General features: G+C 63.6%; 14 protein-coding genes. 6 read left to right on the top strand and 8 right to left on the bottom strand.

The window, feature by feature from the left end:
* The first annotated feature begins 212 nt into the window (after window positions 1-212).
* The 4 genes from MKK04_RS24130 (at window position 213) to MKK04_RS24115 (ending at window position 4,045) form a co-directional block, all read left to right on the top strand.
* On the top strand, window positions 213-2,339 hold the full coding sequence (locus MKK04_RS24130; RefSeq protein WP_233694667.1) for a putative bifunctional diguanylate cyclase/phosphodiesterase: 2,127 nt from the start codon (window positions 213-215) through the stop codon (window positions 2,337-2,339).
* Between the two features lie 39 nt (window positions 2,340-2,378).
* Window positions 2,379-2,879: a M48 metallopeptidase family protein gene (locus MKK04_RS24125; RefSeq protein WP_207828575.1), complete on the top strand. Its 501-nt coding sequence runs from the start codon at window positions 2,379-2,381 to the stop codon at window positions 2,877-2,879.
* Between the two features lie 12 nt (window positions 2,880-2,891).
* On the top strand, window positions 2,892-3,188 hold the full coding sequence (locus MKK04_RS24120; protein ID WP_016395304.1) for a winged helix-turn-helix domain-containing protein: 297 nt from the start codon (window positions 2,892-2,894) through the stop codon (window positions 3,186-3,188).
* Window positions 3,189-3,307: 119 nt separating this feature from the next.
* Window positions 3,308-4,045, top strand: a complete 738-nt coding sequence (locus MKK04_RS24115; protein ID WP_207828577.1) for a substrate-binding periplasmic protein — start codon at window positions 3,308-3,310, stop codon at window positions 4,043-4,045.
* A gap of 131 nt (window positions 4,046-4,176) precedes the next feature.
* On the opposite strand, the gene yccS is transcribed toward MKK04_RS24115, so the two are convergent.
* The 7 genes from yccS to MKK04_RS24080 form a co-directional block, all read right to left on the bottom strand.
* Window positions 4,177-6,360, bottom strand: a complete 2,184-nt coding sequence (gene yccS, locus MKK04_RS24110; RefSeq protein WP_207828580.1) for a YccS family putative transporter — start codon at window positions 6,358-6,360, stop codon at window positions 4,177-4,179.
* A gap of 83 nt (window positions 6,361-6,443) precedes the next feature.
* Window positions 6,444-7,625 carry an NAD(P)/FAD-dependent oxidoreductase gene (locus MKK04_RS24105; protein ID WP_207828583.1) on the bottom strand — a complete coding sequence of 394 codons (1,182 nt, stop codon included), beginning with the start codon at window positions 7,623-7,625 and terminating at the stop codon, window positions 6,444-6,446.
* A gap of 122 nt (window positions 7,626-7,747) precedes the next feature.
* A complete protein-coding gene (dbpA, locus tag MKK04_RS24100) occupies window positions 7,748-9,085 on the bottom strand; it encodes an ATP-dependent RNA helicase DbpA (RefSeq protein ID WP_233687397.1) in 1,338 nt (445 codons plus the stop codon).
* A gap of 112 nt (window positions 9,086-9,197) precedes the next feature.
* Window positions 9,198-10,625, bottom strand: coding sequence for a multidrug transporter subunit MdtD (gene mdtD / locus MKK04_RS24095; RefSeq protein ID WP_207828585.1), 1,428 nt, complete (start codon window positions 10,623-10,625; stop codon window positions 9,198-9,200).
* 127 nt (window positions 10,626-10,752) lie between these two features.
* Entirely contained in the window at window positions 10,753-12,072 is a 1,320-nt protein-coding gene (locus tag MKK04_RS24090; protein ID WP_241106043.1) for a TldD/PmbA family protein, read from the bottom strand.
* A complete protein-coding gene (locus MKK04_RS24085) occupies window positions 12,072-13,514 on the bottom strand; it encodes a TldD/PmbA family protein (protein ID WP_233687326.1) in 1,443 nt (480 codons plus the stop codon). The genes MKK04_RS24090 and MKK04_RS24085 overlap by 1 nt, the downstream gene beginning before the upstream one ends.
* 31 nt (window positions 13,515-13,545) lie before the next feature.
* Window positions 13,546-15,348, bottom strand: coding sequence for an acyl-CoA dehydrogenase (locus MKK04_RS24080; protein WP_241106042.1), 1,803 nt, complete (start codon window positions 15,346-15,348; stop codon window positions 13,546-13,548).
* Window positions 15,349-15,585: 237 nt separating this feature from the next.
* Here MKK04_RS24080 and MKK04_RS24075 point away from each other — a divergent pair, with 237 nt between their 5' ends.
* Window positions 15,586-16,269 carry a hypothetical protein gene (locus MKK04_RS24075; protein WP_241106041.1) on the top strand — a complete coding sequence of 228 codons (684 nt, stop codon included), beginning with the start codon at window positions 15,586-15,588 and terminating at the stop codon, window positions 16,267-16,269.
* A 1,100-nt stretch (window positions 16,270-17,369) separates the two neighbouring features.
* Complete coding sequence (locus MKK04_RS24070) at window positions 17,370-17,633, top strand: DUF3077 domain-containing protein (protein WP_241106040.1); 264 nt, start codon at window positions 17,370-17,372, stop codon at window positions 17,631-17,633.
* A gap of 180 nt (window positions 17,634-17,813) precedes the next feature.
* Here MKK04_RS24070 and putA read toward each other — a convergent pair whose 3' ends face one another.
* Window positions 17,814-21,767, bottom strand: coding sequence for a trifunctional transcriptional regulator/proline dehydrogenase/L-glutamate gamma-semialdehyde dehydrogenase (gene putA, locus MKK04_RS24065; RefSeq protein WP_233694663.1), 3,954 nt, complete (start codon window positions 21,765-21,767; stop codon window positions 17,814-17,816).
* Window positions 21,768-21,771: the final 4 nt, after the last annotated feature.

The raw sequence follows: 21,771 nt of genomic DNA, 5'->3' as shown, positions 1-21,771 counted from the left end.
ACTCACTGGCCTGGAAAACAGTGATGAACCTGTGGGAACGGGTTTACCCGCGAAGAGGGCGGCACATATTCCCGGCAAACCGACCGTTAGTCGGCTACCGTACAGTTGAGGCATTGATAGCGTTCTGATTGCATTGCGTGTTACCCGCTCAGGTCTAGAGTACAAGTGGATCCAAGCGTATCTTGAAGTCGGTCACAAAATAGAGAAGCAGCATGGATGGCGCTCACCCTCACCCTCAGCCACTGGATGGCAACTCGGTTCTTCTGGTGGTAGACGATTACCCCGAAAACCTCATCAGCATGCGGGCATTGCTGGCCCGTCAGGATTGGCAAGTATTGACGGCAAACTCAGGAATGGAAGCCCTGAGCGCGTTGCTCGAACACGATGTCGACCTGGTTTTGCTGGATGTACAGATGCCGGAGATGGACGGCTTCGAAGTCGCCCGGCTGATGCGCGGCAGCCAGCGCACCCGGCTGACCCCGATCATTTTCCTCACCGCCAACGAACAGTCCGAAGCGGCCGTGCTCAAAGGCTACGCCAGCGGCGCGGTGGACTACATGTTCAAACCGTTCGACCCGCAAATCCTCAAGCCCAAGGTCCAGGCCCTGCTCGACCAGCAGCGCAACCGCCGCATGCTGCAGCGCCTGACCCGCGAGCTGGAAGCAGCCAGGGCGTTCAATGCCTCAATCCTGGAGAACGCCGCCGAGGGCATTCTGGTGGTGGATGCCCAAGGCGTCATCAGCTTTGCCAACCCGGCCATTTCCCGTTTGTTGTCAGCGTCGGTGCAGCAGTTGCAGGGCGCCCATCTGCTTGACCTGGTGCAACTGACCAGTACCAGCCTGTGGAATGAGTCGGACTTCTACCAGGCCTATCTGGGGCGGCGCATCTTCCGTGTGCACGATGCCCAGCTGCGCACCCAGGGCGGCGAGCTGGTGCCGGTGGCGTTGTCCTGCGCGCCGCTGCCGGCCGACCAGCAGGCCATGGTGGTCACCGTACTGGACATGTCGGCGGTGCGCAGCCTGCACCAGCAGCTGGAATACCAGGCCGTCACCGACCCGCTCACCGGCCTGCTCAACCGCCGCGGCTTCTACCAGGCCGCCGAAGGTGCGTTGCTGCGCAACGAGCGCTCGGACAAGGCACAGGCACTGATGTACATGGACCTGGATGGCTTCAAGCGCATCAACGACTCGCTCGGCCACGACGCGGGTGACCGGGTGCTGCACTGGGTGGCCGAACAGCTCAAGGATTGCCTGGGCAGTGAAGCGCTGCTGGCGCGCATGGGCGGCGATGAGTTCACCGCGCTGTTCGACGGCCTGCCTTATCCGGAGCAGGCCGGGCGCTATGCCGAGCGGTTGCTGGAACGCATTTCCATCAGCCACCAGGTGGAAGGGCTGGATGTGAGCCTTGGGGTGAGCATCGGCATCGCCACCTATCCGGACTGCGGGGCCAATGTCGAAGGCCTGCTGCGTGCGGCCGATGCGGCGATGTACGCGGCCAAGCAGGCCGGGCGCCAGCAGTATCGCTTCTACGATCAGGAGCTCAACGGCCGGGCACGTTCGCGGCTGATGCTTGAAGACAGCGTACGCACGGCTGTCGAGCAGCAAGACTTCACGTTGGTTTACCAGCCGCAGGTTGGCTTCAACGATGGCCGCCTGCGTGGCTTCGAGGCTTTGTTGCGCTGGCAGCATCCCAGTGTCGGCGACGTACCGCCGGGGCTGTTCATCCCGTTGCTGGAAGAGGCGCGCCTGATCAACCGCCTGGCCAGCTGGATCTACCGCCAGGGCGCGGCCCAGCGCCAGGCCTGGTGCCAGCGTTTTCCGGCGGAACTGGTGCTGGGTATCAGCCTGAGCCGCGCGCAGTTCGTCATGCCCAACCTGGTCGACGAACTGCATCGGGTCATCCAGCTTTACCAGCTGGACCCGGCGCAGCTGGAAGTGGAAGTGGCGGAAACCTCGCTGATGTACAACATCGATGCGGCCGTGAAACAGATTCACCGTTTGCGCGAGCTGGGCGTGCGGGTGGCGCTGGATGATTTTGGTGCCGGTGACTGTTCGCTGCGCATGTTGCGCGACCTGCCGATCGATACCCTCAAGCTCGACCGCCACCTGGTGGCGCGCTTGCCCGACTCGGCGGTGGATGCGGCGTTGGTGCGCAGCGTTATCAGCCTGTGCGCCGACTACCGTATCACGGTGATCGCCGAGGGCGTGGAAACCTCGGCCCAGGCGGCCTGGCTCAAGGCCAATGGCTGTGAGTACGTGCAGGGCTTCCTGGTGGCTCACCCGATGACCGCTACGGATGCCAGTGCCTTCCCGGCGATTTTCTCCTGGCCAGGGCCATGATTGGCTAGAATCGGCGTTCGTTACACCGAATGCAGCGCCATGAACGTATTACGTTACTTGCAAGCCTACCCCCCGCACCTTCAGCAGCAAGTGCGGCAGATGATCGACAGCGGCCGCCTGGGCGAGTACCTGCAGCGCCGCTACCCTGACCGCCATGACGTGCAGAGCGACAAGGCGTTGTACGGCTATGCCCAGGATTTGCGCCAGCAATACCTGCGCAGCGCACCAAACCTGGACAAGGTACTGTTCGACAATCGTCTCGACCTGACCCATCGGGCCCTGGGCCTGAACACGGCGGTATCAAGGGTGCAGGGCGGCAAGCTCAAGGCAAAAAAGGAAATCCGCATTGCCTCGCTGTTCAAGGAGGCCGCGCCGCAGTTCTTGCGCATGATCGTGGTGCACGAACTGGCACACCTGCGCGAGCGCGAGCACAACAAGGCGTTCTACCAGCTCTGCCAGCACATGGAGCCGGACTATCACCAACTGGAATTCGACCTGCGCGTCTACCTGACCTATCGGGAGCTGCCGGGCAACTGTTAAGGACCACGCAGCATGGAAGTGAGCAAGACCAAGAGCAGCTTCTACCGCCGCCTGTACGTAGCCTGGCTGATCGACAGCCAGACCGCGACCAGCGTGCCCGCCCTGATGGAGGCCACCGGTATGCCCCGGCGTACCGCCCAGGACACCATTGCGGCGCTGGCCGACCTGGATATCGTCTGCGAGTTCGAACAGCAGGAAGGCGCGCGTAACCACGCCGGGCATTACCGCATTCATGACTGGGGGGCGATCGACAAGCAGTGGATCATCCAGCACCTGCGGCAGATTCGCGAAGTGCTGGGGTATCCGTGAGCAATCTACGATCGCGGCCAAAATAGAGGCAAAATGACACTATTGGCCGCTGCCCTCGGCAATGGCTTTGTGTAATCTCATCGGCAGTGTGTGCCCCTCCATTGCGAAAGGACGTGAGCATGCGGCCACTGCTTTGTGTTCTGGGATTTCTGGCATTGATGCTGGCAACACCTGTTCTGGCTCAGGACAAGTTGCGCTTGGTGGCGGACAGCTGGCCGCCGTTTACCGATGCCAGCATGCCGGGCGGCGGCCTGGCGACCAGCATCGTCACCACGGCGCTGGCCAGGGCCGGCTACACCAGTGGGTTCGAAGAAGTGCCTTGGGCGCGGGCGTTGCTGGGGGTGAGTGAAGGGCGCTATGACGTGCTGATCAACGCCTGGTACAACGACTCGCGCGCCCGCATCGGGCAGTTTTCCACGGCCTACCTGACTAACCGCATTCGCTTGCTGCAGCGCAAGGGCGAGGCGTTCCGCTACAAGAGCCTGTCGGACTTGTATCCCTATAGCATCGCCGTGGTGCGGGATTACGCCTATTCCCCCGAGTTCGACCGCGACACCCGCCTGCACAAGGTGCCGGTGCGCAACTTTTCCTCTGCGGTACGCATGCTGGCGGCAGGGCGGGTGAACCTGGCAGTGGAGGACGAGTATGTGGCCCGTTACAACTTGCAACGCGAGCTGCCGGAGGTACGCGACGGGGTGATGCTGGTTGAGCCGCCGCTGGGAGAGAACACCTTGCATATCCTGGTCAGCCTGAAGCACCCGGAGCATGAGCGGATCGTCGAGCGGTTCGAGCAGGCGATTGCGGCAATGAAGGCGGATGGCAGTTTTGCGCGGTTGCTGCGCCAGTATGGCTTCTGATTTCTACAGCCTGTGCCGGCCTCTTCGCGGGTGAACCCGCTCCCACAGGAACACCACAAGCCTCAAGTCCTGTGAGATACCTGTGGGAGCGGGTTTACCCGCGAAGAGGCCGGCACAGGCGATAGTACAACTCAGGCCGGCGCACCTTCCTTGATCAGGTGTGCAGCCAAGGTCCGCAACGGCCCCAACTGTCGGCAGATCAACGCCAACTGCGTCTGCACCAACCGCTGATGCTCGTCCAGCTCCTCCGGCATCTGCTCCAGGGCATTGGCCAGCGCCTCTTCGGCATCACTGTGAATCGCCACCGGCAGCCGCGCCGCCAGGCCATTGGCAATCTCGTCCAGGCTGCGGGCCAGGCTTTGCCCGGCGCCTTCGATCAACTGCTCCTGCACCTCCGCCGGCAAAGCCGTGTCGCGGTGTGCGCCCAGCCCCGAGAGGTAGCTGAGCAAGGTGTGCGACAGCACCAGGAAGCGGAAGCCGACGTCGGCCTCCTTCCGGAAATGCCCCGGCTCCATCAGCATGTTGGCCAGGGTGGTGGACAGCGCCGCGTCGGCGTTGTGGGCATTGCGCCGGGCCAGGCGGTAGGCCAGGTCGTCGCGCTTGCCATGGGCATACTGCTGCATGATCTGGCGCAGGTATACGCTGGCGCAGGCCAGGGTATTGGCCAGCGCCTTGTTCAGCCGCCGCCCCTGCCAGTCGGGGAGGAACAGGAACACCGCGAGGATGGCGATCAGGCTGCCGACCAGGGTATCGAACAGGCGCGGCAGGAACAGCCCATAGCCATCGCCGATCTGGTTGAAGCAGAACAGCACCATCAGGGTGATCGCAGCCGTGGCCAAGGTGTAGCGGGTGGTGCGGTTGACGAAGAACACCACCCCGGCGACCACGGCGAACAACGACTGGATGAGCGGGCTGGGGAACAGGTCGAACAACGCCCAGCCCACCGTCAGGCCGACGGCGGTGCCGACTACCCGCTGCACCAGCTTGCGCCGGGTCGCACCGTAGTTGGGCTGGCACACGAACAGTGTGGTGAGGATGATCCAGTAACCCTGGGTCGGGTGGATCAGGTGCACCATGCCATAGCCGATCGACAGCGCCAGCGGCAGGCGCAGGGCATGGCGGAACAGCAGCGAGGTCGGTGTCAGCTGAGTGCGCAGGCGGGTCCACACGTCCTTCAGTGAGCGTGGTGAGCGGTCGAGCAGGCTACTGTCGCTGGCGTCGGCCAGGCTGTCCGGGTTGCTGGCGGCGCTGAGCAGGCGGTCCAGCGTCGCCAGGTTGGCAGCCAGCGCTCGCAGCGAACGCAACAGGCCGCGCCAGGCCGGGTTGCTCTGGATGCGCAGGTGCTCCAGCGAGGCGTTGAGGTCTTCGAGGGCTTCGGGATAGCCGCTGGCCAGCACGAACGGCTGACGCAGGCGGATCGAGCGGGCCAGCTCCTGGCAGGACGAGCCTTGTTTTCGCAGCAGACGCTGGCAGCGGAACATCACGTCGCTGTGGAAAAAAGCCTCGGTCAGGGCGTTGTAGGGATAGTGCGAAGCACTGACCCGTTCATGGATGTCCTGGGCCAGGAAGTACAGCTTGAGGTAGCGGCTGACCTTGGAGTTGGGCTGGCTGTTGCCCACCCGGTGCAGGATGATTTCCTTGGCCGCGTTCAGCGCTGCCACCACCTTGCCGTTCTGCTGGGCCAGCTCCAGACGCCGGGCTTCTACGTCAAGGGTGCGGATGGGTTCGAACAGGCTGGCCTTGAGCTTGAGGTAGCTGCCCAGCTCGAAGAACAGCTTGGCCAGGCTCTGCTGCACCGGCTGGTTGGAAAACAGCGCCTGCCACAGTACCGACAGCAGCCCGTACCAGGCCGCACCCGCCACCAGCAGCAGCGGTTCGTGCCAGAAGTCGGTGACCTGGCCGCCGCGCTGGTCCACGCCGATCATGGTGTACACCGCCGTGATCAAGGTCGCCGAAGCGATGGCGCCATAGCGCTCGCCCAGGGCGCCGAGCATGGTCAGGCCGAAGGCAGCCAAGGCCAGGGCGATGACGAAGATCCAGGGGTAGGGGAACAGCAACTCGACCGCCAGCGCGGCGATGGCAAAACACACCAGGGTAACGGCCAGGGCGCTGAGGCGGCCCTGCCAGCTGTCATCGGTTTCGGCCAGGGCGCTGGCGATGATGCCGAGGAACAGTGGAATCAGCAGGGCCATCTCGTTCTGGTACCAGCACAGGGCCAGGCTGCCGGTGAGGGCGATGGTCACCCGGATGCTGTAGCTGAACTTGTCTTGGCCCCACAGGCGACGCAGTGACTGACGGAACGAGCTCGATGACATGATGGCCTGCTAGGCAGTGAGCGAATGAATGCATTGCAGCACGGCCAGCAAGAAGCGTTCCGTGCTGCTGAATGGATTCTACTCTACACGAACTGCGCTGCGGCGTTGGCCGATGCCCAGGCCCACTGGAAATTGAAACCACCCAGGTGGCCGGTCACATCCAGCACTTCACCGATGAAGTACAAGCCGGGGCTCTTCAGCGATTCCATGGTCTTGGACGACACCTCGCGTGTGTCCACGCCGCCCAGGGTCACTTCGGCGGTACGGTAGCCCTCGGTGCCGGCCGGCACCACTTGCCAGTTCGCCAGCTTCTCGGCGATCTGTGCCAGTTCCGCCGGGGTGTACTGCTTCATGGGCCGGGACTCGAACCACTGCTCGGCCAGCAGGTTGGCCAGCTTGCGGGTAAACACCTCGCCCAGCACGGTCTTCAGCTCGGCGTTGGCGCGTTCGGCCTGCATCTGTTGCAGCCAGGTCAGTGCATCGCGGTCGGGCAGCAGGTTGATCTCGACCGTGTCACCGGCTTCCCAGAACGACGAAATCTGCAAGATCGCCGGGCCGCTCAGGCCGCGGTGGGTGAACAGCAGGTTTTCGCGGAAGCTGGTGCCGTTGCAGCTGGCGGTGCAATCCAGCGAGGTGCCGGACAACTCGGTGCACAGTGCCTTGAGCTGGGGCTCGGTGATGGTGAAGGGTACCAGCCCGGCGCGGGTCGGCAGCAAGGTGTGGCCGAACTGGCGGGCCACCTGGTAGCCGAAGCCGGTGGCGCCCAGGGTCGGGATCGACAGGCCGCCGGTGGCGATCACCAGCGACTGGCAGGCGAACTGGCCGCCGCTGGTCTGCAGCAGGTAGCCGCTTTCGGTCTTTTCGATCTGTTCGATGCTGGTGTGCATGCGGATCTCGGCACCGGCCTCGTCGCATTCGGCCAGCAGCATGTCGAGGATGTCGCTGGCCTTGTTGTCGCAGAACAGCTGGCCGAGCTTCTTCTCGTGGTAGGCCACGCCGTGCTTGCACACCAGCTCGATGAAGTCCCACTGGGTGTAGCGGGCCAGGGCCGACTTGCAGAAGTGTGCGTTCTGCGAGAGGAAGTTGGCTGGCTCGGTATACATGTTGGTGAAGTTGCAGCGGCCGCCGCCGGACATGAGGATCTTCTTGCCCGGTTTGTTGGCGTGGTCGAGCACCAGTACCCGGCGGCCACGGCGGGCGCTGAGCTGGGCGCACATCAGGCCGGCGGCGCCGGCGCCGAGGATGATCACGTCGGTGGAGTGCACGGTGTAAACCTTATGAGAAAGAAACACAGAACCCTGTGGGAGCGGGTTCACCCGCGAAGGCGGCAGTGAGCCCACCATCGCATTCGCGGGTAAACCCGCTCCCCCAGGGACCTTGCCTGGCTTTAGATAATGCGGACTTTCAGGGAACGCCCCTTGATCTTGCCGCTGTTCAAGCGTTGCATGGCCTGTTTGGCCAGCGGCCGCTCCACGGCCACGAAGGCCTGGAAATCGAAGATCGCGATCTTGCCCACCTGCTTGCCCGGGATCCCGGCATCACCGGTCAGCGCCCCGAGGATATCGCCCGGGCGCAGCTTGTCCTTGCGCCCGGCAGCGATGCACAGGGTGCTCATCAGCGGCAGCAGCGGCTCGCCGCCCTTGTGCTTCAGGCTGTCCAGCTGGTCCCAACGCAGCGGGCTCTTCTGCAGGTCTTCGATGGCCTGGGCGCGGTGGCCCTCGGCTGGAGCCACCAGGCTGACCGCAATACCTTTCTCGCCAGCACGGCCAGTACGGCCCACACGGTGCACATGGATCTCCGCATCACGCGCCAGTTCGACGTTGATGACCATGTCCAGGCCATCGATGTCCAGACCGCGCGCGGCCACGTCGGTAGCTACCAGCACCGAGCTGCTGCGGTTGGCGAACATGGTCAGCACCTGGTCACGGTCGCGCTGTTCCAGGTCGCCGTGCAGGGCCTGGGCTACGATGCCCTTGGCGGTCAGGTGGGCGACCACATCCTCGCACTGCTGCTTGGTGAAGCAGAACGCCACGCAGGACTGCGGGCGGTAGTGGCCGAGCACGCGGGTGACGGCCTCGAGGCGTTGTTGCGGGTCGATCTCGATGAAGCGCTGCTCGATCTGGTTGTCGGCGTGCAGGCTCTCGACCTTGACCTGCTGCGGGTTGCGCATGAAATCAGCGGCCAGTTGCTTGATGCCGGCCGGGTAGGTGGCCGAGAACAGCAGGGTCTGGCGCCGCGACGGGGTCTTGCCGATGATGCTGGCGATGGCATCGAAGAAGCCCATGTCGAGCATGCGGTCGGCTTCGTCCAGCACCAGGGTGTTCAGCCCGTCGAGCACCAGGGTGCCCTTGTCCAGGTGCTGCTGGATGCGCCCCGGGGTGCCGACGATGATGTGTGCGCCGTGCTCCAGCGAAGCGATCTGCGGGCCAAGCGAAACGCCGCCGCACAGGGTCAGGATCTTGATGTTGTCCTCGGCGCGGGCCAGGCGGCGCAGCTCCTTGGCCACCTGGTCGGCGAGCTCGCGGGTGGGGCACAGCACCAGCGCCTGGCAGCCGAAGTAGCGCGGGTTGATCGGGTTGAGCAGGCCGATGCCGAAGGCGGCGGTCTTGCCGCTGCCGGTCTTGGCCTGGGCGATCAGGTCCTGGCCCTTGAGGATGACCGGCAGGCTCTGGGCCTGGATCGGCGTCATCGAGGCATAGCCGAGGGCGTCCAGGTTGGCCAGCATGGCGGTGGACAGCGGCAAGGTGGCAAAGGCGGTGGATTCGGTGGTCACGAGGCGGGCCTGCGGTGCGAAGCGAAAAATGCCGCACAGTCTACCAGCCTCGTGGCCATTCGCCCTACGACTCCATGTGTTGTTCCGGACGACGGGCACGCCTTCCGTCCGTCGGCGCCAGTTGCAGGAAGATCGCCGCCGCCAGCATGGCCATCACGCCGATGGTGACGAAGGTCAGCTGGAACGCGCCCAAGGTGGTTTCCACACCCTCGGCGCTGCCCGCCGCGGTGAAGCCGCCGAGCAAGGCACCCGCACATGCCACACCGAGGCTCAGGGCCAACTGCGCGACCACCGACAGCAGGCTGTTGCCGCTGCTGGCACTGGCGTCGTCGAGGTCGATGAGCGTAACGGTGTTCATCGCGGTGAACTGCATGGAGTTCACTGCGCCCAGAAGACCGAGTTGCACCAGCAACAGCCAATAGGGTGTCTGCTCGTCCACCAGCCCCAGGCTGGCCAGCAGTATGCCCAGCAGCAAGGTATTGCCGGTGAGGATGATGCGGTAGCCGAACCTTTCGATCAGCGGCCGGGCAATGGACTTGGCCAGCATCGCCGCCGCCGCCAGCGGGATCATGCTCATGCCGGCCTGGGCCGGCGAGTAGCCCAGCGCCACCTGCAGCAGCAACGGCACCAGGAACGGCAGGGCGCCGCTGCCCAGGCGGGCGAACAGGTTGCCGAGGATACCGATGGCAAAGGTGCGCACGCGAAACAGGCTGGGCGAGAACAGTGGCTCCGGGTCGCGCCCGGCGCGCAGCCAGTAGGCCGCCAGGCAGGCCATGCCGGCGAACAGCAGCAACATCACCCGCAGGTGCGGCAGGTGCAGTTCGCCCAGGCCTTCCATGGCGATGGTGATCAGTACCATTGCTGCGCCGAATAGCAGAAAGCCCGGGCCGTCGAACGTGGTGCGCTCGGCGCCGCGCAGGTCGGGGATGAACTTCCATACGGCGTAGCAGCCGATCAGGCCAACCGGCAGGTTGAGCAGGAAGATCCAGTGCCAACTCAGAATTTCCACCAGCCAGCCGCCAACCGTTGGGCCCAGCAGTGGCCCAAGCAGGCCGGGGATGGTGATGAAGCTCATGATGCGCACCAGTTCGGTGCGCGGGTAGGCACGCAGTACCACCAGCCGCCCGACCGGCAGCATCAGCGCACCGCCCAGCCCCTGCACGACGCGGGCGAAGATCAGGAAGCCGAGGCTGTTGGCGGCGGCGCACAGCAGTGAGCCGAAGCTGAACAGCAGGATGGCGCTGAAGAAGATGCGCTTGGTGCCGAAGCGGTCGGCGATCCAGCCCGAGGCGGGGATCAGCAGGGCCACGGTGAGCATGTAGGCGATGATCACGCCCTGCATGCGCAACGGGTCTTCGGCCAGCGAGCGGGCCATGGCCGGCAGTGCGGTGTTGAGTATGGTGCCGTCCAGAGACTGCATGAAGAAGGCGATGGCCACCACCCAAGGGATCCAGCGGGCGGTGACAGGGTCCAGCGGAGCGCGTTCGGGCATGACTTCCTCGTTTGTCAGTGCCGGCCTCTTCGCGGGTGAACCCGCTCCCACAGGGATATCACTACATTCAAGGGCAGTGGAGTTCCTGTGGGAGCGGCTTTAGCCGCGAAAGGGCCGGCAAGTCCAGTCACAATGTCAGAGTCAGGCCTTTGACCAGTGCACCTGGCAAATGACTCGACCCGGTACTGCGCTGTCCATAAGTACTGGTCGACAGAATCATCTCGCGCTCCTGGGTCAGGTCCTCCAGCTGGCTACCCAACAAGCTGTAAAGGCTGTCATCGAAGCGCATCGTCCTCACCGGCCCCTGGATCTGCCCGTTCTCCACCCAGAATGTGGCGAAGCGGGTCAGCCCGGTCATGCGTGCAGCCGGCAGGTCGGAATAGTTCAGGTACCACAGATTGCTGATATACAGCCCGGTTCCGAGCCGCTCCAGGATCCGCTCGCTCGGCAGGCTACCTGCTGCCAGGCTGAGCGCACAGGGCGATTCGTAGCTGTCGGCGCCATTGGCCAGCAGCTCGAACTCGGCCGCACTGCGCGCACTGATCAGACGCTGCAGGGCCGTGCCATGCTGGATCAACGGCACATCCAGGCGCGGCGAGCCTTCATCGGAAAACGCCGGGCTCAGCGAGCCGCTGACCTGCTCGGTGAAACTCACCAGCGGGCTCAGCCGCGCATCGCCGTTGTACAGGCGCTGCAGGGCGCTGTTGCCGGTGGCCAGGGCCTGTGCGGAAAAGCCGCCCCAGCACAGCATGGCGGCTATTTCGTCCATGGCTGCCGGGGCCAGGTAGGCGCGGTAGCTCCCAGGTTTTAGCGTGACTGCCGGGCGGCCAAGGAAGCCCAGTTGCTCCCGCGCCTGGCGCAGGCGTGCGGTGAAGTCGTCGGCGCTCCACACCTGTCCGGCGTAGTTGGCCTTCACCGCCTCGCCGTTTTCGTGGAACAGGCTCCAGTCGAAGTTGAAGCTGTTGGCCTGGTGCCAGCCGAAGGCCCCGAACGAGCTGGCGAAGCCCCGGCAGATGGGGCCGGCGGCATAGATGCCGACCAAGTCGAGGTCGCCGGCCTCGCGGTCGAGCAGGGCCAGTACTTCGCTCAGTTCGGGCAGCGGCTGCGCCTGCTGGCTTTGGCTGTGCCAGGCACTTTCGTCCAGGCGCAGGTAGGGGTCGACAGCCAGCAGTGGCAAGGTCTGGCGCAGTTGCTCCAGGGCCGCGATCAGGCGCCGGCTATCCAGTTGCGTGTCACCACTCAAGGTCAGCTGTTGCTCTGCCTGACGGCCATCGCGGATCAGCCGTAGCTGCGCACTGGCCTGGCTCACTTCGCCAGCCTGGCGCACCTTGGCGTGGTTGAAACGCACGAATTGCGACTGTTCGGCGCTGTAGCCAAGGGTGAACTGTTCGCTCGCTTGCAGGGCTTTGTGCACATCCCCGACCAAGGCTTCGAAAGTGTGTTTCATCAGGCATCTCCTCCGAATACGTCGATCTGGCGGAACACGCAGGCCGGCGAGGCATGCCCCACCCGCACCACCTGGTTGGGTTCGCCCTTGCCGCAGTTGGGCGTGCCCAGCACCTGGAAGGTACTGCGGTCGCCGACTGCCGCCAGGTTGCGCCAGAACTGCGCGGAGATACCGCGGTAGTTGGGGTTCTTGACGATGCCCTTGAGCTCGCCGTTTTCAATCAGCTGACCCCACTCGCAGCCGAACTGGAACTTGTTGCGTGCATCGTCGATGGACCAGGAGCGGTTGGTGCGCATCAGGATGCCGTGTTCGATGCCCTTTACCAGTTGATCCAGGCTCTGGTCGCCCGGCTCGATGTTGAGGTTGGCCATGCGGTCGATCGGCGCACGGTTCCAGCCGCAGGCGCGGCTGTTGGCCACGCCATCCAGGCCGGAGCGGAACTGCGACAGCGCGCCACCCAGCGGGCGTAGCAGCAGGCCGTTTCGGATCAGGAACTGCTTGCTGGCCGGGGTGCCGTCGTCGTCATGGCTGTAGCTGGCCAGCTCTTCGCCGATGGTCGGGTCGAAGGTCACGTTCAGCAGGCTGGAGCCGTATTGCAGGTGGCCGAAGTCGCTGGCTTTGACGAAGCTGGTGCCAGCGTAGTTGCGCTCGTCGCCGAGGATGCGGTCCATCTCCAACGGGTGGCCGATGGATTCGTGGATCTGCAGCATCATCTGGTCCGGCATCAACAGCAGGTCGCGCGGGCCGCTGGGGGTGTTCGGTGCCAGCAGCAGCTGTAGCGCTTCGTCGGCCACCCGGCGGGCCGCGCCGACCAGGCCGCAGCGCTCGATGATCTCGAAGCCGCCCTGCTGGCCGAAGTTGTCGCGGCCCAGGCTGCGGCTCTGGCTGTCCTGGCCGTCGCTGGCGGTCACGCCCAGGCCCGGGAACAGGAAGCGCTGGGCGTGGCGCAACTCGGCGCCGGCCGAGTTCAGGTAGGTCTGCTCGACCAGGCTCAGGCCCAGGCTGGCCTGCCAGTCCACCAGGCGGCTGTCCTTGGGCACGCTGGCCGATTCGGCCGCAAGCAGGCCGAGGCAATCGGCGAGGGTAGGTACGGGCTGGTCGAAGTTGGGCGAGATGTGGTCATGGCGGGCGCTGGTGACGGGCTGTTCGCGCAGGTCCAGCAGGCTGTGCCGGGCGACCTGCCGGGCCAGCGCCTCGGCTTGCTCCAGGGCGCGCTGCAGGCCGGCCTGGGACAGGTCGGCGGTGGCCGCGTAGGCCTCCACGCCATTGACCCGCACGGTGAGCATGGCGCCTTCGTCCTGGCTGAACAGCGGCGGTTCGGCGACATTGCGGCGCACCGACAGCGCCTGGTGCGACTGTTTCACATGGCGCAGGGAAAACAACTCGGCCGTACTGCGCAGCGCAGCGAAGCGCTGGCGCAGCAGGGCGCTGGAATCGAACATTCGGAAGCCTCCGTGTACACGGTGGCTCCCCCTAGAACCACCCGTCTTGCATGGCGAGGCAGGTATCGTCGCGCGCCTCGAGCAATGCCAGCTCATTATGGCAGCCCGGTACTTCCCAGGTCAGGAAATAACGCGCGGCCTGTAGCTTGCCGAGGTAGAAGTCGCGGTCGGCAGGGTTGCCCTTGAGCAGTCCAAGCTCGGCATGAATCGCCTGCTCCAGCCAGCGCCAGCCGATCACGCAGTGGCCGAAGGCCTTGAGGTACAAGGCGGAGTTGGCCAGGGTACCGGCGACCTTGCCCTGGGCCAGGTCGCCAAGCAGGGCCAGGGTCACACCTTGCAGGCGGTTGACCAGTTGCTCCAGCGGCTGGCGCAGTGGGTCGAGGTTCGGGTGGTGGCTGGCGCGCTCGCCGGTGGCGGCGATCAGGCGGATCAGCTGTTTGAGGCCGGCACCATTGTTCTGCGCCAGTTTGCGGCCGAGCAGGTCGAGCGACTGGATGCCCTCGGTACCCTCGTGGATCGGGTTCAGGCGGTTGTCGCGGTAGTACTGCTCCACCGGGTATTCGCGGGTGTAGCCGTGGCCGCCGAGGATCTGGATCGCCAGTTCGTTGGCCTTGAGGCAGAAGGCCGAGGGCCAGGACTTGACGATCGGGGTCAGCAGGTCGAGCAGCTCCTGCGCCTGCTTGCGGGCGCTGTCGTCGCTGGCAGTCTGGGTGTCGTCGAACAGGCGCGCGGCATACAGGCCCAGGTCGAAGGCGCCTTCCACGTAGGCCTTCTGTGCCAGCAGCATGCGTTTCACATCGGTGTGTTCGATGATCGGCACTGCCGGGCTGTGCGGGTCCTTGTTGTCCGGCAACCGGCCCTGCGGGCGCTGGCGGGCGTATTCCAGCGAATACAGGTAGCCGGCGTAGCCGAGCATCACCGCGCCCATGCCGACACCGATGCGTGCTTCGTTCATCATCTGGAACATGCAGGCCAGGCCCTGGTGCGGCTGGCCGACCAGGTAGCCGACGCACTGGCCGTTGTCGCCGAAGTTCAGCGCGGTGGAGGTGGTGCCGCGCCAGCCCATCTTGTGGAACAAGCCGGCCAGCAGCACATCGTTGCGCGGGCCACGGCTGCCGTCCGGGTTGACCAGGTACTTCGGCACGATGAACAGCGAAATGCCCTTCACCCCGGGCGGTGCGTCCGGCAGCTTGGCTAGGACCATGTGCACGATGTTTTCCGACAGCTCGTGGTCGCCGCCGGAGATGAAGATCTTGTTGCCCTTGAGTCGGTAGCTGCCGTCACTGGCGGGTTCGGCGCGGGTGCGGATATCGGCCAGTGACGAGCCGGCGTGGGGTTCGGTCAGGGCCATGGTGCCGAAGTAGCGGCCCTCGATCATCGGCTGGAGGAACAGGCGCTTCTGTTCTTCGCTGCCGAAACTCTCGATCAGGTTGGCCGCGCCCATGGTCAGGAACGGGTAGGCCGTGGTGCCGGCGTTGGCGGCCTGGAAGTGGGCGAAGCAGGCCTGTGAGACCAGGCTCGGCAGCTGCATGCCACCGACCTCGAAGTCACGGTTGGCGTTGAGGAAGCCGGCTTCGAGAAAGGCGTCGATGGCGGGTTTTACTTCGGGGATCAGCTCTGCGCGGCCGTCGACATAACGCGGCTCGTTTTCGTCGGCCTTGCGGTTGTGCGGGGCGAAGAACTTCTCGGCAATGGTGCGGGCAGTTGATAGCGCTGCATCGAAGGTTTCGCGGTTGTGCTCGGCGAAGCGTGGGCGCTGGGTCAGGGCTTCGGCTTCGAGGACTTCGTAGAGTTCGAAGGCGAGGTTGCGGGGGCTGAGCAGGGTCTCGGGCATGGTCGCGGTCCTGAGGCGGGATGCTGCGAGTGTAGGAGGGTGGTGGGGTGGGCGACAGGTTAATAGGTTTGGGTGATATGGGTTGAGAAAGTGTAATGAGACCTGCGGTCTGGCATCCGTACAGGTGTTGCTTTCCATTAAAGATAGAGAAATTTCCCACAGCGTTATCAGAAGTGGTCCTACAGATTTTTTGATCTAGCGAATGTAAACGTCGGTGTTCTGAATGGAGGATTGGCAATGGAAAAGCTCACTCGCTGGACGAACGTTCGAACGGATGACCTGTGTAGGGTCGAAGACCCATTCTTTTCGGCCGGGATAATTAGAGATTATTTGCAAAGTAGGGGCTACGTACAAGAAATATTCGGCGTAACAGAACTCTTAAAGGAGTGCGGTTTGTATGGCTCGGTTAGACTGGCGAGTGATCAAATTGATAGAGCGCTTAGGCCGGTTGCATCAGGTGAGTGGATGCTGATTAGAGATAGGCCATTCAAGCCGATAAATCTCGAAGAGAATTGGTATGCGAGAAGTTGTCGTGAGAGGGGCGGCGGCGATTTTATTAACACTGTTTCTGCGATGAGTGGGCCGGGCAAGTGGAAGATAACAGCTATGCGTGTTAATAAACTTGCTTCGAGTGCTGCCTTTGTTGCGAATTTCCTTACATCAAGAGGAGATGAGGGGCGAGTCTTCTTGTCGTCAGGGAAAGATTTTGCGAATACGACGAGAACAGTTACGCAGGAATGGGTACCGCTAGATGAAGAGGAGCAGAATTTTTCGCCGTCCTCCGCAATCCACAGATATGGAATGGAACGTAAAGTAGCCCAAATTTATGTGGAGGCTGATGATGCCTGGGATGTGTCGGGCTCCTCATGGCATTGGCGACCAGTAATCGCAAATGAAGAATATGAGTTAAAAGATAAATGAGCTGGAGCATCGGCTTGATAAGGTCAACGCGTTTGGTCGGTTTGTTTTGGGGTGGTATGGATGCTTTTTACATTTCTTTCGTTGTGGTCAGTAGCCTGAATAGAGGTTTGACCCCCTTTGTGAGTGATTTCAATTCCGCCCTTGCAAACATGGAACAGTGGGGGGGAGGGCTTGAGTTCATGGTGTGGATGGGACTGATTGTCCAGGTATCCCTTGTTGCCAGTAGCATATTGCTTTGTATGGGGAGAAGATCAGGGCGTTATCTGGCTTTCGTTCAATTTCCATTTCGTGTCTTGTTTATAGTTCCGTCGTTTTCTTTGTTTCTATTATTGCCAGATACCAGTACGTGGGTTTGGTTGAGCCTTTTCGCAGCTTCTGAAGGGGCTAAAATCCTAAGCCTTTGGTGGTTCTGGCGAAGGCTCGGATGAGCGAGGGCATTAAAGGGGCTTGCTTCGGTTCTTTCTGTATCTGTGCGACCGAGCGGCGCTCGGTCGCACAGGCGCGCTGCAAAGGGCGAGGTGAGACCTGCCAGCCCTACCGCATTTCAGTCAGCACCCCGGCAGTTTTTTAGGTTTTTGCCTATTCCATGTAGTCCATTTCCCAAACATACTCCCAGCCCCCTTTTAGTCATTGCGGTGCTCTGGGCAGGGCCCTAGTCTCGGGTGGTCGCTGCCAAATCAGTGGCCGGCTTTGACAGGCCGCTCAGGTCAAACCGCATGGCTTTGCCTTTATGGCAGCTGTGCATGGGGCACTTCGTGTGCGCCGGTTTTTTGGTTTGCCTACCGGTCTGTCAACCCATGTACAGCTGCCACCCTCTTGTTTGACAGCAGGTGTGTGGTGGCCCCTATTACCAGGTGAACCATAATGCTGAAAATTGTCCCCGATCCACCCCTGAACACCCATTCACTCGAGATGCCCTCATCCAGGCCACGGACTACGCACTGAGGCTTATTGATGTGTCGCCTCGGCCGGCCCTTTCGCGGGCATGCCCGCTCCCACAGGTACGGTGCAAGTCTTGAAGCCTGTGGTGAACCTGTGGGAGCGGGCATGCCCGCGAAAGGGCCGGCCCAGGCAGTCGAGAATTATCAGGGGATTGAACAATGACAACAGAAGACACCCAATTCACCGTCGGCAAGACTACCTTCTACCAGGGCGAGAATGGCACACACCCGCTTTTCCGCATCGAGCCCGGTATCCCGTGCAGGGACGCCCGCGAGCAGTCTTCGGAGTTGATGGGGTATGTCCGTGAATTGACCATTACCGGGCTGATGGATGAGAAGCCGATGATGATCTGGGCTGCCTATTACCTGAGTGCGATGGCCAAGGCACTGATGGATGATGCTGAGTTGGGGATGAAGCAGTGAGGGATTGGCTTCAGGTCGAGTGAAGGCCGCGAGGTGTTCGCCACAACATTATCTGCGCTCGATCTCCCAAGCGCAGAAAATATTGTGGCAAAAACCTGGCAACCCACCCCCAATCTCAAGCCAGGCACCCATAAAAAAAGGAGAGCCAAAGCTCTCCCTTTTCTTCAACAACCTTCAGCCTCAGCCAATGGTCATCAGGCTGGCGTTACCACCCGCCGCAGCAGTGTTCACACTCACTGCCCGCTCGATCACCAGACGCTCCAGCGCAATCTGATGATCCCCGCTGGACAGCCCGTGCACGCCCACGATCGCACCGGCACGCTTGGCCACCTGCTGGCACACGCCGCGCAGCTGGTCCGAGTCGCCATGATGGATCACGGCGTCGAACGCCACTTCATCCTTGTTCCAGTCCGCCACCAGCTTGACCTTGGCCTGCAGCTCACGCGGCAGGCGGGCACGCAGGGCCTTGCCCGGCTCGCCGTCAGCCCATACCGCCGAGCTGCCAACCGCCAGCACTGCGGCGAACTGCGCCAGCAGGTCGGCCTCGTTGTCGGCCAGGCACAGCACGTGCTCACGCGGCAGGATGGTGTAGCTGTTGCGCTCGCCGGTCGGGCCTGGCAGCAGGCGGGCGATGCCGCTTTGCGACTGACTGGCGAACTGGCTGCACAGCGCGGCCAGGTCGGCCAACTGGTTGCTCTCGGCCCAGGCCTTCAAACCGTGCAGCGGCTTGATCAACTGCTCGTGCAGGGCGCGGTCAGGCTTGCCTTCGCCGTCCTGCTGCTGGAAGTGGCGGCCAATCGCGTCGGCCGGGCGAGTCGACAGCAGGCGGTACAGGTACAGCGGGCCGCCGGCTTTCGGGCCAGTGCCGGACAGGCCTTCACCACCGAACGGCTGCACACCCACCACCGCACCGACGATGTTGCGGTTGACGTACATGTTGCCGGCGTTGGCGGTTTCCACCACCTTGGCGATGGTCTCGTCGATGCGGGTGTGCACGCCGAGGGTCAGGCCATAGCCGGAGTTGTTGATCTGCTCGATCAGCTGGTCCAGGTTGCGGCGGTTGTAGCGCACCACGTGCAGCACCGGGCCGAAGATTTCACGCTTCAGCTCGTCGAAGCTTTCCAGCTCGATCAGGGTCGGCATGACGAAGGTGCCACGCTTGATCTCGGCAGCATCGGCAATGGCCACCTGATAGACCGAACGGCCTTTCTCGCGCATGCCCTGGATGTGCTTCTCGATACCGGCCTTGGCTTCGGCGTCGATTACCGGGCCAATGTCCACGGCCAGGCGGTCCGGGCTGCCCAGGCGGCTTTCGGCCATGGCGCCCTTGAGCATTTCGATCACGCGGTCGGCGGAGTCTTCCTGCAGGCACAGCACGCGCAGGGCCGAGCAACGCTGGCCGGCACTGTCGAAGGCCGAGGACACCACGTCGATCACTACCTGCTCGGTCAGTGCCGAGGAGTCGACGATCATCGCGTTCTGGCCGCCGGTTTCGGCGATCAGCGGGATCGGGCGGCCCTGGTTGTCCAGGCGGCCGGCGACGTTGCGCTGCAGCAGGCGGGCCACTTCGGTGGAACCGGTGAACATCACGCCTTTGACGCGCTCGTCACCGACCAGGCCGGCACCGACGGTTTCACCGCGGCCTGGCAGCAGCTGCAGCACGCCTTCCGGAATACCGGCTTCCAGCAGCAGGCGCACGGCCTGGGCGGCGATCAGCGGGGTTTGCTCGGCCGGCTTGGCCAGTACCGGGTTGCCGGCGGCGAGCGCTGCGGCCACCTGGCCGGTGAAGATCGCCAGCGGGAAGTTCCACGGGCTGATGCACACCACCGGGCCCAGCGGGCGGTGGGCGTCGTTGCTGAAGTCGTTGCGTGCCTGCACCGCGTAGTAGCGCAGGAAGTCCACGGCTTCACGCACTTCGGCGATGGCGTTGGCGAAGGTCTTGCCGGCTTCGCGGATCAGCAGGCCCATCAGCGGCTGGATTTCGGCCTCCATCAGGTCGGCGGTGCGCTCCAGGATGGCAGCGCGTTCGGCCGGCGGGGTGGCCTGCCAGATCGGTGCGGCATTCAGTGCGCACTGGATGGCATTGTCGACGTCGGCGACAGTGGCTTCCTGAACATGGCCGACCACGTCGCGGTGGTCCGCCGGGTTCAGCACCGGCGCAGCAGCGCCTTCGCTGGCGGCGCAGGCCAGCAGCGGGGCGGCTTTCCAGTCGTTGTGGGCGGTGGCCAGCATGGCGCAGGACAGCGACGCCAGGCGGTGTTCGTTGGCCATGTCGATGCCGGCCGAGTTGGCCCGCTCGCTGCCATACAGTTCACGCGGCAGCGGGATACGTGGGTGCGGCAGGCCGATGCTGCCTTCCTGGGTGCCCATGCGCTCGATGCTGGCGACCGGGTCGGCGACCAGTTCCTGGATGGAGATCGAGTGGTCGGCGATGCGGTTGACGAACGAGGTGTTGGCGCCGTTTTCCAGCAGGCGACGCACCAGGTAGGCCAGCAGCGTTTCGTGGGTGCCGACCGGTGCATAGACGCGGCACGGGCGGTTCAGCTTGCCTTCGGAAATTTTCCCGACCACCTGCTCGTACAGCGGCTCGCCCATGCCGTGCAGGCACTGGAACTCGTACTGGCCCGGGTAATAGTTCTGCCCGGCAATGTGGTAGATGGCCGACAGGGTGTGGGCGTTGTGGGTGGCGAACTGCGGGTAGATGGCTTCTGGCACGGCCAGCAGCTTGCGGGCGCAGGCGACGTAGGACACGTCGGTGTACACCTTGCGGGTGTAGACCGGGTAGCCTTCCAGGCCTTCGACCTGGGCGCGCTTGATCTCGCTGTCCCAGTAGGCGCCTTTCACCAGGCGGATCATCAGGCGGTGGCGGCTGCGCTTGGCCAGGTCGATGACGTAGTCGATCACGTACGGGCAGCGCTTCTGGTAGGCCTGGATAACGAAGCCGATACCGTTCCAGCCGGCCAGCGAAGGCTCGAAGCACAGGCGCTCGAGCAGGTCGAGCGACAGCTCCAGGCGATCGGCTTCTTCGGCGTCGATGTTCAGGCCGATGTCGTACTGCTTGGCCAGCAGGGTCAGCGACAGCAGGCGCGGGTACAGCTCTTCCATCACGCGCTCGTACTGGGCGCGGCTGTAGCGCGGGTGCAGCGCCGACAGCTTGATCGAGATGCCCGGGCCTTCATAGATGCCACGGCCATGGGAGGCCTTGCCGATCGAATGGATGGCCTGCTCGTAGGACGCCAGGTACTTCTGTGCGTCGTGCTCGGTCAGTGCGGCTTCGCCGAGCATGTCGTAGGAATAGCGGAAGCCCTTGGACTCGAAGCGGCTGGCGTTGGCCAGCGCTTCGGCGATGGTTTCGCCGGTGACGAACTGCTCGCCCATCAGGCGCATGGCCATGTCGACGCCCTTGCGGATCATCGGCTCGCCGCTCTTGCCGATGATGCGGGTGAGCGAGGAGGTGAGGCCGGATTCGTTGTGGGTGGACACCAGCTTGCCGGTCAACAGCAGGCCCCAGGTGGCGGCGTTGACGAACAGCGACGGGCTGTTGCCCAGGTGTGGCTGCCAGTTGCCGGTACTGATCTTGTCGCGAATCAGTGCGTCACGGGTGCCCTTGTCGGGGATGCGCAGCAGGGCTTCGGCCAGGCACATCAGTGCCACGCCTTCCTGGGACGACAGCGAGAACTCCTGCAGCAGGCCCTGGACGATGCCGGCACGGCCACCAGCGCTCTTCTGGTTGCGCAGTTTTTCGGCGAGGCCGGCGGCCATCTTGTTGGTCGCTTCGGCCAGCGGGGCGCTCAGGCGCGCCTGCTCCAGCAGCATCGGTACCACTTCCTGCTCGGGGCGGCGGTAGGCGGCGGTGATCGCCGAGCGCAGTACCGACTGCGGCAGGATGCTCTCGGCGAACTCGAGGAAGCACTGGTGGCTGTGGTCGGCTTGGACTTCACCGGCGTCATCGGCCAGGCTGCTGGCATGGCCGTTGAGTTCGGTCAGGGTGGCACCACCCTCGAGCTTCTCCAGATAGTTGAAGATCGCTTGCTTGATCAACCAGTGCGGCGTGCGGTCAATCGACTGCGCAGCTGCCTTGAGTCGCTCACGGGTCGGGTCATCGAGTTTGACCCCAAGGGTGGTCGTCGCCATTTCT

The organism is Pseudomonas sp. LS.1a (assembly GCF_022533585.1).
Lineage (GTDB): Bacteria > Pseudomonadota > Gammaproteobacteria > Pseudomonadales > Pseudomonadaceae > Aquipseudomonas.
This window is presented reverse-complemented; position numbering and strand designations above follow the sequence as displayed.

Bases quoted from the DNA above. Each gene is read 5' to 3' on its own strand.
- MKK04_RS24090 (WP_241106043.1), bottom strand. From the start codon at position 12,072: ATGAAACACACTTTCGAAGCCTTGGTCGGGGATGTGCACAAAGCCCTG.
- MKK04_RS24070 (WP_241106040.1), top strand. From the start codon at position 17,370: ATGACAACAGAAGACACCCAATTCACCGTCGGCAAGACTACCTTCTAC.
- MKK04_RS24075 (WP_241106041.1), top strand. From the start codon at position 15,586: ATGGAAAAGCTCACTCGCTGGACGAACGTTCGAACGGATGACCTGTGT.
- MKK04_RS24115 (WP_207828577.1), top strand. From the start codon at position 3,308: ATGCGGCCACTGCTTTGTGTTCTGGGATTTCTGGCATTGATGCTGGCA.
- mdtD (WP_207828585.1), bottom strand. From the start codon at position 10,625: ATGCCCGAACGCGCTCCGCTGGACCCTGTCACCGCCCGCTGGATCCCT.
- putA (WP_233694663.1), bottom strand. From the start codon at position 21,767: ATGGCGACGACCACCCTTGGGGTCAAACTCGATGACCCGACCCGTGAG.
- MKK04_RS24125 (WP_207828575.1), top strand. From the start codon at position 2,379: ATGAACGTATTACGTTACTTGCAAGCCTACCCCCCGCACCTTCAGCAG.
- dbpA (WP_233687397.1), bottom strand. From the start codon at position 9,085: ATGCTGGCCAACCTGGACGCCCTCGGCTATGCCTCGATGACGCCGATC.
- yccS (WP_207828580.1), bottom strand. From the start codon at position 6,360: ATGTCATCGAGCTCGTTCCGTCAGTCACTGCGTCGCCTGTGGGGCCAA.
- MKK04_RS24130 (WP_233694667.1), top strand. From the start codon at position 213: ATGGATGGCGCTCACCCTCACCCTCAGCCACTGGATGGCAACTCGGTT.
- MKK04_RS24080 (WP_241106042.1), bottom strand. From the start codon at position 15,348: ATGCCCGAGACCCTGCTCAGCCCCCGCAACCTCGCCTTCGAACTCTAC.
- MKK04_RS24085 (WP_233687326.1), bottom strand. From the start codon at position 13,514: ATGTTCGATTCCAGCGCCCTGCTGCGCCAGCGCTTCGCTGCGCTGCGC.
- MKK04_RS24120 (WP_016395304.1), top strand. From the start codon at position 2,892: ATGGAAGTGAGCAAGACCAAGAGCAGCTTCTACCGCCGCCTGTACGTA.